At 38.2% G+C, this 13289-nt stretch carries 11 protein-coding genes; 6 read left to right on the top strand and 5 right to left on the bottom strand.

Annotated elements, in window-relative coordinates:
- The first annotated feature begins 183 nt into the window (after window positions 1–183).
- Window positions 184–1473, top strand: a complete 1290-nt coding sequence (locus tag ALFOR1_RS08265; protein ID WP_104642655.1) for a pentapeptide repeat-containing protein — start codon at window positions 184–186, stop codon at window positions 1471–1473.
- Window positions 1474–1548: 75 nt separating this feature from the next.
- Here ALFOR1_RS08265 and ALFOR1_RS08260 read toward each other — a convergent pair whose 3' ends face one another.
- Complete coding sequence (locus ALFOR1_RS08260; protein ID WP_055254548.1) at window positions 1549–1803, bottom strand: helix-turn-helix domain-containing protein; 255 nt, start codon at window positions 1801–1803, stop codon at window positions 1549–1551.
- 156 nt (window positions 1804–1959) lie between these two features.
- Between ALFOR1_RS08260 and ALFOR1_RS08255 the strand changes: the two genes are divergently transcribed.
- Both ALFOR1_RS08255 and ALFOR1_RS08250 read left to right on the top strand, forming a co-directional pair.
- Window positions 1960–2544, top strand: a complete 585-nt coding sequence (locus ALFOR1_RS08255; protein WP_104642654.1) for a hypothetical protein — start codon at window positions 1960–1962, stop codon at window positions 2542–2544.
- Window positions 2538–3926 (top strand): DEAD/DEAH box helicase, encoded by a 1389-nt coding sequence (locus ALFOR1_RS08250; RefSeq protein ID WP_104642653.1) that lies wholly within the window; start codon window positions 2538–2540, stop codon window positions 3924–3926. Before ALFOR1_RS08255 ends, ALFOR1_RS08250 begins: the two co-directional genes overlap by 7 nt.
- A 355-nt stretch (window positions 3927–4281) precedes the next feature.
- Here ALFOR1_RS08250 and ALFOR1_RS08245 read toward each other — a convergent pair whose 3' ends face one another.
- From ALFOR1_RS08245 to ALFOR1_RS08230, 4 genes are all read right to left on the bottom strand, one after another.
- On the bottom strand, window positions 4282–7482 hold the full coding sequence (locus tag ALFOR1_RS08245) for an efflux RND transporter permease subunit (protein ID WP_004588883.1): 3201 nt from the start codon (window positions 7480–7482) through the stop codon (window positions 4282–4284).
- A gap of 11 nt (window positions 7483–7493) precedes the next feature.
- Window positions 7494–8750 (bottom strand): efflux RND transporter periplasmic adaptor subunit, encoded by a 1257-nt coding sequence (locus ALFOR1_RS08240; RefSeq protein WP_104642652.1) that lies wholly within the window; start codon window positions 8748–8750, stop codon window positions 7494–7496.
- 64 nt (window positions 8751–8814) lie between these two features.
- The gene (locus ALFOR1_RS08235) at window positions 8815–10032 is read right to left on the bottom strand and encodes a TolC family protein (protein ID WP_104642651.1); all 1218 of its coding nucleotides are present in this window, start codon (window positions 10030–10032) and stop codon (window positions 8815–8817) included.
- A gap of 81 nt (window positions 10033–10113) precedes the next feature.
- On the bottom strand, window positions 10114–10473 hold the full coding sequence (locus tag ALFOR1_RS08230; protein ID WP_227006932.1) for a hypothetical protein: 360 nt from the start codon (window positions 10471–10473) through the stop codon (window positions 10114–10116).
- Window positions 10474–10629: 156 nt separating this feature from the next.
- Here ALFOR1_RS08230 and ALFOR1_RS08225 point away from each other — a divergent pair, with 156 nt between their 5' ends.
- The 3 genes from ALFOR1_RS08225 to ALFOR1_RS08215 all read left to right on the top strand — a co-directional run bounded on the left by ALFOR1_RS08225 (window position 10630) and on the right by ALFOR1_RS08215 (window position 13277).
- On the top strand, window positions 10630–11529 hold the full coding sequence (locus ALFOR1_RS08225; protein ID WP_002962256.1) for a cation transporter: 900 nt from the start codon (window positions 10630–10632) through the stop codon (window positions 11527–11529).
- A gap of 85 nt (window positions 11530–11614) precedes the next feature.
- The gene (locus ALFOR1_RS08220; RefSeq protein ID WP_232007049.1) at window positions 11615–11911 is read left to right on the top strand and encodes a hypothetical protein; all 297 of its coding nucleotides are present in this window, start codon (window positions 11615–11617) and stop codon (window positions 11909–11911) included.
- A 73-nt stretch (window positions 11912–11984) separates the two neighbouring features.
- Window positions 11985–13277 (top strand): TolC family protein, encoded by a 1293-nt coding sequence (locus ALFOR1_RS08215; protein ID WP_002962255.1) that lies wholly within the window; start codon window positions 11985–11987, stop codon window positions 13275–13277.
- The last annotated feature ends 12 nt before the right edge of the window (window positions 13278–13289 follow it).

Here is a 13289-nt window from a genome sequence, read left to right as displayed (position 1 = left end):
TTATTTAGTAATAAATTGGTATTAAAATTAGGTTTAAAGCACTAACTAAGCAACGATAATTACGAAGAGGATTATTAAGGTGTTTTGGATTAACTCCGCCTCTGCTAAACACTAAAAAATGAAATAGCTTTTTACTTATGATAAAACATAGGGCTGGGTTTACTTTAACGGGTATTGTTAAAAATGGAATTTAAAAAACCAAACTTATTAAGCAAAGAAGCTAGTGTAGCTCTATGGCTTCAGGGGAAAGATGCTTGGAATGTGTGGGCAAAGAAAAATCCGGACATAGGTGTTGACTTTAGTGGCGTGAGATTCGCAATACCCGACTTGCTACAAATCGCTCCCAATAATAAAGTTTTATTAAAAGCAAATGCAGAAGGTGATTTTTCAGCTCTAACATTCGTTAACTACACGTTCCCTCATTTAGCTGATTTTTCAAATACTGAATTTAATATTCCTGCAATATTCGACAATGGTACTTTTAATGGAACAGCTGATTTTTCAAAAGCTATATTTTCCCAAAATGCCTCCTTCAATGGTATTACGTTCAATTGTATTGCGTCTTTTTACAACGCTGAGTTTCAAAACTCAATAGTTTTTAGTGATTGTAATTTCAAAGGAAATACACTATTCACTTTTTCGCATTTTGAAATGCTGGCTTACTTCCCAAGTACTACATTTCACGAAGTTGTAGGTTTTGATCATTCAACTTTTGCTGGCGGTACGCACTTTAAAAATACTAAATTCTTATGCAAAGAGGTTTATTTTGAGTATATAAACTGTACAGACACCTTCGACTTTGATGAACTTGATGCAAAGAAAGTAATAACTCTGTCTTTCAAAGGAAGTGTATTTGAAAAAGATTTTAATATTAGTGGACACTTTAAGTGTGTTCCAGATTTGAGAAGTACGAAGCTCAACCATCATACTGACTTAACCTCTATGATATACACCCTAAACCGTAAAAAGGTATTTTTTACTCCAATAAAAAAAGTTACTGACACACTCGATATTGGACGCCTATGTAGACTTAAAGAGCTTGCAGAACAAAATAAGAGTCATGATATGGCTTTGGCTTTTCATGCGGATGAACTTAGAGCTAAAAGATGGGGTAGGCTCAATATTGTACAGTCAGTTATGGATATAATTTATTCTGTTACCAGTAACTATGGGCAAAGTATAATGCGCCCCCTGCTGCTCCTAGTTATATCTTTTCTTCTTTTTAATTCATATATAATTTCAAAGTCAGATATTGAGATAAAAAGTGCTTACAAGCCGGCTGCAACTTTATCTATCGCTACAATAACTCCTTTTTTATCGATATCAAAGGAAGCTAGAGGGCACAGTGCGCAAGTGCTATTTGAAAAGCAATTACCTGAGAACTTTTATCTTTATAGCTATGCTTACGCCAGCTCGTCATTTTTATTTCTATTCTTAGTTGGGCTTGGTCTGCGTAACCGCTTTAGAATTTAAAAAACTTATAGGAATGAAGCCCCCATATGGCTACTTTTAAATTTTATAACCTTGATTAAACCAGATTAGAAAATACTATTGTGATTCAAGTAGTTGAATTAGCTTACGCTTACCTTCATCATCAAGCTTTTCGATTAAACATGCCAAAGTTGCGCTTTCCTCTGATTCACAAAAAAAGTAATTTACGGGAACATTTAGCTCGGTTGCTAGCTTTTTTAAAGTAGTTAAGTCGGGCATATGGCGACCCGTTTCGTAATGGTTCATTCTGCCACTGGCTGAACTTGGATCCATCCCCATTTTAATACCTAACTCTTTTTGGCTTATTTTCATTCGTTTTCGAGCCTCTTTAAGACGCTCTGTAAAAAAGGATTTAACCTGCACCGTTGCTTCATCTTGGTAACTCTCACATTTAAATGATTGTCTAGTTTTTACATGAGCATGTATACTTAGGAATCCTAAGTTTATGGTGAGTAGTAAGGTTTAGCAATGAGTAAAAAAGCGAATATGAATGTATTTTTACATTTTCTTTTGGTAATCAAACAGATGAATGATTTCACTGTGACGCAAGCGAAAGAGGCTTTATTGCGTGAAAAATCTGAGTTTACCGATGCAGTAGAAACCCGAAAGTTTGTATATCGTCAATTAACTCGCAATGTTGCAAATGGACTCTTAAGACGAACCAATAAATTAAACAAGGGAGCTAAGGAGGTTATATATTCAACAACAGAGCTTTTTTCAAGTTTAGAAATCGTTCCTACTTCTAGGCGAGGTAAAGTAAAACAAATAGATACTGCAAATATTGGCGCTCCTGATATTTCGACCGAAACTGTTAAAGTTATTGAGTACCAAGAAGAACTTAAAAAAGATTTATTAACATACGAGATTGATTTGAGTACTTTGCTTGAAGAAGCTAAAGAGTATCAGCGCCTTTCTGCACGCTACCCTAAGCTGCAAGAACAGTTGCAGCTGCATCACACTCAAGCAAAGGAAAAGTCGATTAAATTACTTGGCAAAATAAACGCTTTGCAGACTTTATTGGGTAATAAAATAACAGAAAAACAACCATGTTAAGAGGTTGGCAAGCAGCCTGCTTATCGGCAGTTAAAAAGCATTACTCCCAAAGTAATAAGCACTTTTTTTGTTTAGCTACACCAGGGGCCGGTAAAACCGTATTGGCAGCAGAAGTTGCAGCGTATTTATTTGAAACTAAGCAAATAGACTTTGTGATTTGTTTTTCACCCTCTAGTGAGGTGGCCAATGGTATTAGAAAGACATTTGCTAAACGGTTAAACTGTAATTTTGACGGTATTATTGGCTCAGTTGGTTGCTCGTATACTTATCAAAATATGCGCTTTTTTAATGACGACTACTGGAAGCTATTAAAGAACAACCGTGTGTTAGTGGTGTTTGATGAAATACACCATTGTGCTGGTTCGAGCATTGAGGATGCCAATGTATGGGGGCAAGATATTGTTAAAAACATTCAACACCACGCTGCTTTCACGCTGGCTTTAACAGGCACACCTTGGCGCTCTGACCTTCTCCCAATTGCGCTGGCGACTTATAGCGACCCTGATAATAAAATAATATGTAATTACACTTACTCGCTGCAACAGGCGGTTAATGATGGCGTTTGCCGTAACCCCAAAATTGTTTTAATTGATAATGAAGAGATTTCGGTAACAACCACAAAACAAGAAACTAAAACCTATAACTCATTAAAGTCTTTGCTAAAAGATCCATCGATTTCCTACCAAGATCTAATTAAGCACGAAGCTGTCATTAATTACATTGTTGCTCAAGGGGTAAGTAAACTTGCTTCTATTAGGCAGCAGAATAGCAATGCCGCAGGGTTAATTGTTGCCTCTTCTGTTGAACATGCAGAGCAAATAGTGACTGTACTCACCGATCTTTTCCATCAATCAGCAACCATAGTTACTTATAAAGAAAGCGATGCTGGCGAGAGAATCAGTCTTTTTCGCTTTAGCAACACACAATGGATTGTAAGCGTTGGTATGGTATCGGAAGGTACTGACATACCAAGGCTGCAAGTGTGCTGTCATTTAAGCAGAGTTAAAACCGAACTTTATTTCAGACAAGTTTTAGGACGAATATTAAGAGTAAATAGTTCCCCTAACCAAGAGGCTTGGTTATTTACCCTCGCCGAAGAAACACTAAGCACTTTTGCAAATAGAATTGACCAAGAGCTACCCGACACTTGCGTATTGATAAGAAATAACGCCATAGCTAATGAGTATTTTGGAACAGAGACTCATAAAAAGACAAGCTCTACGCGGCCCGATAGTCAGCCGATTGCTGAAATTGATGATTTATTATTTTCGTGGGGCTTAAATGGATCAAACCAGCTGAAAACTGAACCTAAAGAAGCAAGTTTTTTACAAGCCTTTGGTGGGTTTAGAGAGCGTGTTATTGAGGCTTTTGTTATAGGGTAATTTGTAGTGATTCACATCACTCCATAGAGTTTTAATGATTAGGCTTAGGTTTCATCTGGCAAATCGCTATAAGCGTACAGCGTACAGCGGATAGTCGCTCTAGCTCGTTTTTGGACATAAATGAGTTAGAGCCGAAGGACGGCTCTGTGCCATAAGCCGACCTTGAGACACATAAAGATTAAGACTGCAAAGATACGAAAGCGGAAGTTAGCTTTGGCCTGTTTAACGACAAATATTCCGACAAAGCAGTCATGACTATTAGTTTATTGTTAAATCTAATCTTTCTTTTCATTCATCTACTCAATAACCCCACGCTAAACGTGACTTTAGCGTGGGGTTAGAGTTCACAGTCATTTTATCTGGATAGCTCTTTTATTTTTTTCTCTGAAAACCAGCGATATAAAACAGGTAAAACAAATAATGTTAACAGTGTTGCAGTTACCAAGCCGCCAACAATAACACTCGCTAAGGGGCGCTGTATTTCTGCACCAACACCATTAGACATTAACATCGGTATCAAACCTAAAGCTGATGTTATAGCAGTCATAAGTACAGGTCTTAATCTTGAAGTAGCGCCTTCAAAAACGGCTTTAGATGCTTCTAGACCGTCTTTAATACGTTGGTTGATACTTTCTACCATAACGACCCCATTCAATACCGCTACACCAAATAAGGTAATAAAGCCAACGGAGCTTGGTACAGACAAGTATTGTCCAGATAAATATAAGGAGAAAACTCCGCCAATTACAGCAAGCGGCACGTTGACCAATATCAGCATAGCTTGACCAACAGAACCAAAGGCAAAGTAAAGTAGTAGTGCGATTAGTGCTAACGATAAAGGTACAACTATAGCTAACCTATTTTGAGCACGTTTTTGACTTTCGAACTGGCCGCCAATCGAAACAGAATAACCTGAAGGTAAGTCAACCTTTTCAGCAATTACCGTTCTGATATCGGCAACCACGCTTCCCATATCTCGATTTTGTACATTTGCTTGGATAACGACTCTTCGTTGTACATCATCGCGTCTAACTTGTGGTGGGCCTGACTCAAATGAGACTGAGGCTACGTCACCCAGTCGCACCCAAGCACCAGTAGGTGATTGAAGCCGAATATCAGCAATAGCTTCTTTGTTACTTCGGTACTCTTCCTCTATGCGAACGTAAATATCATAACGTTCATTACCATTGATTATTTGTCCGGCTTCAACACCACCAATACCATCACGCACAACCTCCATTATGTCACTCACAGACAATCCAAAGCGCGATAGTTCTTGCCTGTTAGGACTTATCACCAATTGCGCTTCACCAGCAATTTGCTCCAATGCAACATCCCTTGCACCTTCAATGTTTTTAATTGCTGTTTCTATTTCTTGACCTTTAGCCGCCAGTACCTCAAGTTCAGGCCCAAACAACTTTATCGCCAACTGAGCCTTAACACCAGATAGTAGCTCATCGACACGAGTCGCAATAGGTTGAGAAAAGTTGAGTAGCAACCCAGGGAATTCTTCTAAAGATCTCTCCATTTTTCCTTGAAGTTCATATCGATTAGATGCACTGGTCCACTCAGAAACAGGCTTCAACCCTATGTAAATTTCGATGTTATTCACAGGCTCTGGGTCTCCACCTATTTCTGCTCGACCAATTCGGCTTAATGCATAGGTTACTTCAGGGAAAGCCATTAGTTTTTCTTCTAGAATTGGTGCCACAGTGAGCGCGGTATCTAAACTGGAAGAAGGTGCAAGCGTTGCTCTTAAGTTTATCGTCCCTTCTTCTAACTCAGGTACAAATTCAGTACCAATTAATGGAACTAATGCAAAGGCAGAGAAAACTAATATAAGTGCGGCTGAAATGACTAATTTGGTGCGTTTTAGTGCGAATGTAAGCCCTTTTCTGTAGAGTTTGTCTAATGGCCTAAGAACAAAGCTTTCCCTCTCTTTTACACCTGACTTAAATAAATAAGTAGCTAAAGCGGGTACAACAAACAACGCAACCACAATAGCAGATATAACAGCTAAAATGATGCTTATTGCCATAGGTTGAAATAACTTTGCCTCAACACCTTCAAAGCTAAATAAAGGCGTAAATACGACTAAAATAATAGAAGCTGCAAAAAATACGGGACGAGCCACTTCTTTACCCGCATTTTGAAGACGTAACTTAATACCATGCTCATCTTGTTCTACATCATGTGGATCAGTATCAGCACTAGGCACTCTTTCTTTTACAGTTTTTAAATGGGTAGAGTCTGGTCTATTTAAATGCTTAAACATGTTTTCAACCATCACGACTGAACCATCAACTAGCATACCAATGGCTACGGCAATGCCACCCAATGACATAAGGTTTGCAGAAATGCCCCACCAAGCCATGATCATTAACGCGATACCAATTGAAATTGGAATAGATATTAGGACAAGGAAGGTTGCACGTATATTCATTAAAAATAGTGCTAATACAATACAGATGAAAATAAATGCTAGTAATAGTGCATCAACTACTGTATCAACGGCTTTTTCAATCAAATCAGCCTGATCATAAAATGGTTCAAAGCGAACACCTTTAGGCAATGCTTGATTAATTAATGGGATTCTTGCATTGATACCATCAATGGTGGCTTTAGTATTAGACCCCATGCGTTTTAAGACAATGCCAGAGACAACTTCACCTAAATTTTCGACTTTACCGTCTTCGGTTTTGCGCGTCATTGTGACAGCACCTTGACGAATTTCACTGCCCATTTCAACTTTAGCAATATCCGAAACCGTCACAACTGTCCCATCAACTGTTTTGACGGGAACTTGTTTGATATTACTAATACCAGCGTCACCACTTTCAAACCAACCTGCACCTCTAATAACAAGCTGCTCTTGCCCACGGTTCATATACCATCCGCCAACATTGGCATTGTTGTTATCTAGGGCACCAACAACGTCTTCTTGCGTTAGGTTATAAGAAAGAAGCTTAGATGGATCTACATTTACTTGGTACTGCCTAACAATACCTCCAAAGGAGAGTACATCAGTAACACCATCGACAGGCATAACGAGTAATTTTACTACCCAATCATTGAGACTCCTGAGTGCCATAGCATCATAGCCTGCATCTTTATCTGAAATAAGAAGGTACTGAAATACTTGGCCTAGCCCTGAGGTGTTTGGCCCCATTTCGGGTGTGCCGACACCTTCTGGTATCAGTTCTTTTGCGGCTTGAAGACGCTCAAATACAAGTTGTCTTGCAAAGTAAATGTCGGTGCCTTCTTTGAAAACAACCGTGACGCCAGACAAGCCTGTTTTAGAAATTGAGCGCACTTGTTCTACATCAGGTAAGGCATACATGACCGCTTCAATGGGGTACGTAATGAGTTGTTCAACTTCTTCAGCAGCTAGTCCTGGCGCTTCAGTATTTACAGCAACTTGAACATTAGTAACATCAGGAAAGGCATCTAAATTTAGTTTTGGTATAACCATAATTGCGCCGACAATTGTGGCAAACAGCGCAATCAAAATCAGGAGTCTATTATTAACAGACCAATCTATTATTTTATTAAACATAGTCTTGCTCCTTAGTGGTTATGCGGATCAAATCCGCCTTTAGCGATTTCAGAAGCAACAAAAAATGCGCCTTTGGTTACAATTCGCGTCCCACTATCAAGGCCAATGATTTCCCTAAAATCACCTAAGGCTCGGCCTAGTTCTACTTCTACAGCTTTAAATTCTCCAGGGTGGTCTTCGACAAATACGGTCCAATCACCATCTGCGCTGCGGATCAATGCTTCTTCTGGCACAGCCATCACTTTCTGCTTTGTGGCAAACTGAAAGTAAACTTTTACAAACATACCTGAATGAAGGTTATCATCAGCATTCTGTACCCCCAATCTAATAATTCTTGTACGAGTTACGGGATCAATTGTATGGGCTTCTTGGATAACTTTGGCATTGTAACTCTGGCCTTCTAATTTAAGTACCGCAGGAGAATCAATTGATAAATTTAGCTTTTTATTTGGAGAAACTTTTGCTTCAACCCATAGTTGTTTTTCATCAGCTAACAACATGACTGAATCCCCAGCATCAACACGTTGCCCTTGGATAAAGTCGTCTTGAAGCACGACACCTTCACGGTGCGCCGTTAATGCATATTGCCCAAATGCTTTAATGTCTTTGTTAGAAATACCATTTATTGCTTTTTCAGTTAACCCTAAAGCAATGAGCTTGCCATAGCTCGCATTGTATGTTGTTTCAGCTTGTAATAATCGACTTTCACTCACCGTCTTATTACCCAGCTTTTTTACACGTTGCCATTCGGTTGAAGCGATTAAATAGTCAGCTTGTGCTTGTGCCATTGCTTCACTAAATAATGTAACTAACTTCTGACCTATTTCTACATACTCGCCAAGCGCTGCATGGCGACTGATAATGACTGACTCTGTACGTGGTGATACCACATAACTTTTATAGCCATTAGCTTTTATTTCGCCAGGTGCATATACGGAGCTAAATTGATATTCAGGCTTAACACTTTCCACTTTAATTTTAGCAAGCGACATCTTCTTTGGATCAATAGTGATACCTTCTTCATGTTCTTCTTCTCCCTCTTTATTACCACCTTCATGGCCGTGCTCGTCATGGTCACCTATATCTTCTTCATGTCCCTTTTCGTGTTCATGCTCATCTTGATGTTCTTTTTCTTCTTGTTTCGAAACGTTTGTGACAGAACCAGTTCCATCTGACGACTGTGCAAAAGCATCATGATTTGTAGTAAACCCAACTAACAGGCTGCTAATTACTACGGCTAAAAATTTTTTACTAATTACTGTATTCATTTTTGTAACCTATATTTTTAATAAATTTAAGATTTCGTTTTTCGCTACTGAAAAAACAAAGCGCTCAAATATCAAATTTGGATAACTGACCCATACTTAAAATGAAGGATATTTCTGCAAGCTTGAATTGATTTTCCAAACGTATTCCTGCATGAAGCCCTTCCGCACGTTGATTTAATGCAAGTAAGTAGTCAGAAGTATTAATATCACCAGCTTGCCAGCGCTTATTTAATAAGTTTTCGCTGCTATCTAATCTGCCTTTTGTCAGTTTTTGCCATTGCTCATAATATTTTCTACTGACATTAAGCGATTCATAATTAGCTTTTGCTTCAAAAGACTGCTTTCGATATACCGACTGAAAATTCGCCTCGGCTGCAATGGCTTCTGAATAAGCGGCTTTAACATTATCTGTATAGTTATTTCTGATGTTTAAAGGCATTGAAAAAGTCACACCAACCAAGTCTTCATCTCCACTTTTCCCTGCGCTAACGCCAATGGTTGGATCAGCTTTAGATTCCATAGTGGTTAGTTGAGCTTTAGATTGTTGTCCCTTCCATTTCGCTCTAGCAAGTTTAACTTTTGGATGTTCCTCAACCCACTGGGAGTTAAATGAGTAGCTTGTTGCTCCAAAAGTAAATGAAAACAAATTGGTAGTATTAGGCGTCCAATCAGGCAATAACTCCTGAACCTTTACCTCTGCATTTTTCAAAGCAATTTGAGACTCAGATATTTCACTAAAAATTTGCGACAAGTTTAAATAGACTAGCTCAGCGTCAAGTGGCTCTAGAAGTCCAGCTTTTCGTTTGTCTTCAACAATTCCAACGAGCGTTTGCAATTGCTCTTCTCTTTCTGAAAGTAACTGAGCAGCTTTTTTTGCTGCTTGCCAATTAACTAATGCAGTTAAGGCATTAGCCTTTTTAGAATCGAGTAGAGATAACAATTGTTGCTGGTTTGCATAAACATCAATTTCACCAATGGTTTTATTTGTTGATTGCTTATCCCAAAAATCTATCGTTTGACTGATACCAATAGAGTAATTATCAAAATCACCTTCTTTTTCATAGCTTGCTTCAAGCTCTGGGTTATATACGGCTTGAGTTAAGCTTTTGGCTCTATGATTACTTGCATTAAGTAACTCTTTAGCCGCAACAACTTCGGGATCTTTATTTATTTGACTATCTAGCCATGAAATACTTTTCTGTTTGCCATAAGTGGCAACTGAAAAACTCACAGCCATGCATAAAGACAGGGTTAAACCTGTATTTTTTAAAAATATATACATAAAACTTCTTAATTTTTTAATTTATAAACACGAACCCTTTATCCTTCTCATGGACAAATAGGTCATTAAAAATCAATCTAATTAAGAAATGGGTGGGCGAAGTATCGCTTCAAGGTAAGTATTTGTTTGATCAATTTGATAAGGCGTTTTATTGATAATGTTTAGTTTGCCCGTGGTATTTGAATTACTGACTAAAATCCAAGATAAGTGGCTGCCACTGCAATGACCGCAGTGATGACAATCTTTTTCATTATGCTGCTCATCACCTACATTATCATTTGAGACATTTCGATCATCTGCATGATCATGTTGAGTTTGAAGGTGCTCTATATCTATTTGGTGATTCTCAGATGTTGAGGATGCTACAGCAGTTAACGATTGTAAAACAATCGAAATAACCAAGAGCATTTTTAGTACAACATTAAGGTTCAAAGTTATCACCAGTTAAATATAGTATTTAAAATACTAGCAGAAACTATTTTCTTAAACTAGCTTTTCAATTCAGTTTCCACGCTTTTACATTAAATAATTTTTTATTTGACTCTATAGCCACTATAGATTTTATACTTATTTTAATATTATTACGGAGTGTTAAATATGTCAGAAAAATGTAGTGGTCAGTGTCAATCATCTTCTACCAATGAAGATGTAAAAATTGATACACAATTAGATAACTATAGTGGCGCGTTTGTCAGTACATTTAAAGTACCTCAAATGGACTGTCCTTCAGAAGAGAGATTGATTAGGTTAGCACTTGACTCAATTGAGCCTTCAGTTGGGTTGCAATTTGATATTCCTAGCCGTTTAGTCAAGGTTTTTCATGATGAAAATTTAGATGAGATAACAAAAAAATTACAACAACTCAATCTCGGTGCAGAGTTGGCATCAACTAAAGAAAGTTGCAGCACCGAAGCTGCAAAAGCAAAAGATCTAGCCCAAAAAAATGAGATGAAAGAAGCATCAACGCTAAAATGGTTGTTAGCCATTAATGGAGTCATGTTTTTTATAGAAGTAATTGCTGGGATTATTGCGCAATCTGCTGGCCTTATTGCCGACTCATTAGATATGTTTGCTGATGCTGCTGTTTATGGTTTAGCTATATATGCTGTCGGTAAAAGCATAAGCATGAAACTTAGAGCGGCACATATATCTGGTGTACTTCAAATTATTCTAGCGCTAGGTGCTTTGAGTGAAGTCGTAAGACGCTTTATTTACGGTAGTGAACCTATCTCTTCTTTAATGATGATATTTGGTGGAATAGCACTAATCGCTAACATTGCTTGTCTGTTTTTAATATTTGGCAACAAAGAAGACGGCGCTCATATGAAAGCGAGTTGGATTTTTTCCGCAAATGACGTAATCGCAAACGTAGGTGTAATCTTAGCTGGCTTATTAGTTACAGTAACTAGCAGCCGTTATCCAGATTTAGTGATTGGTTTGATTATTGCTGTTGTCGTTTTAAACGGTGCTCGCCGCATCTTACAGCTAAAGTCTTAAGTAGAAAGTAGTTAAAAGAATGCACCCGTCATATTTTAAACCATATATATCATACGTGATAATGATTTTAATCGCGGTGCAGTCTGTGTTTTTTTCGCAAGAAGAGATTGAAGGAAACTTAATTGAAAGTTCTTTTAATATATCACTAACTGAGTCTATTACCCCGCTAAAAGCTCCTGAAAGCTCTAATTTATTTGAGGAGGGTAATAGCCAAACTTTAATTGATAATTGTAATTTTTGTTGCTGCTGTCAGTTATTTTTAAATACAGATTCTTCTTGTAATATTTTACAAGCAATAGAATATTTCCCTACCTACGCCTTAGTTTCCCCTGAGCTAAAAGGCTATATCTCGGTGCCATTCCGCCCACCTAAATACGCCTAAATTTTATAGAAAATTAAGAAAGGTCAAATGTTAATGACCTAAATATCACATATAAATTTATAGGAAAGTATACATGGCACTTAATACCTGTGTGCATCGCAAGATAGCAATTTTAAGGTGTGTAACACCTCGGCTTAAATATATCGCGTTTCTCGCTTTGTCACTTTTTACATTTAATGTTTATGCCTTTGAGAAGCAGTTAAACCTTCAAGAGGCAATTCAGTGGACGCTTAAACAAAATCCAGAACTTAAAATATTTGATTTCAAGCAAACGGCATTAATTGGACGAGAACAAATCGCAAGTTTAAATCCTGCTTATGAACTAGAGCTTGAAGCTGAGAACTTTGCAGGCTCAGGTGAATTTAATACATTCGACAGTGCTGAATTAACAGTCGCTCTATCTTCGGTTATCGAAATGGGAGATAAACGCTCAGCGCGGATTGGAATTGTTTCAAAATCAAGAACACTACTCACTGCTGAAAAAGAAGTCTCTGCGCTTAATTTAATGGCTCAAGTCACTGAGAAGTACGTGGAAGTACTTGCAGCCCAACAAAGAGTTATATTGGCAGAAAATGCTTTGAGCTTAGCACAAGAAACCTTAGAGATTGTATCTCAGCGTAACCGCGCAGGTGCTACTCCTGAGGCTGAAGTGAAACGCTCAAAAGCAGTTATTGCTCAGGCTAACCTCACCCTTCAATCTGAACAAAAGCGCTTGGAATATCTAAAGCTTTCTTTATCAGCTTACTGGGGAGAAACATCAGTGTCATTCTCTAGAGTAACTGGAGATCTGTTTCAGTTTGGCAATGATAGTGATTTTAGTAGTCTCTTTGCGAAATTAGAGAAAAACCCTGCTATTCAAGTTTATGCAAGTGAGCAGCGACTAAAAGAGGCCGAGTTACAGTTGGCTAAAACAGAGTCAACGGCCAATATCAAATGGTCTGTTGGTGTTAGGCGCTCTCAAGAAGCCAATGATACGGCACTGGTCGCTGGCTTTAGCTTACCTTTGTTTGCTGAAAAGCGAAATTCTGGCGCAATCGCTAGTGCGCTAGCAGAGCGTGACCAAGTTGCCATAGAGAAAGAGGCGACTAAGTTAAGATTTAGAAATCACTTACTACGAGCATACTCCAATAGAAAACAAGCCATATTAACAGCTAATTCATTAAAGCAGTCGGTTATCCCAATGCTTGAAGATGCACTGGAAGATACTCAAGACGCCTATCAAAAAGGTCGATATGGATATCTTGATTATGTATCGGCTAGACAAGAGCTGTTAAATGCTCGGCGAACCCTTATTGACGCGGCATCTGCTGCCCTAATTTATGGCGCAGAGATAGAAAAACTAACAAACGAAGCGCTGTCACTCTAAATAAACATCACT

Source organism: Pseudoalteromonas carrageenovora IAM 12662, assembly GCF_900239935.1.
Classification (GTDB): domain Bacteria; phylum Pseudomonadota; class Gammaproteobacteria; order Enterobacterales; family Alteromonadaceae; genus Pseudoalteromonas; species Pseudoalteromonas carrageenovora.
Note: the sequence above shows the minus strand (reverse complement) of the source record. Positions and strands in the feature narration are given on the sequence as shown.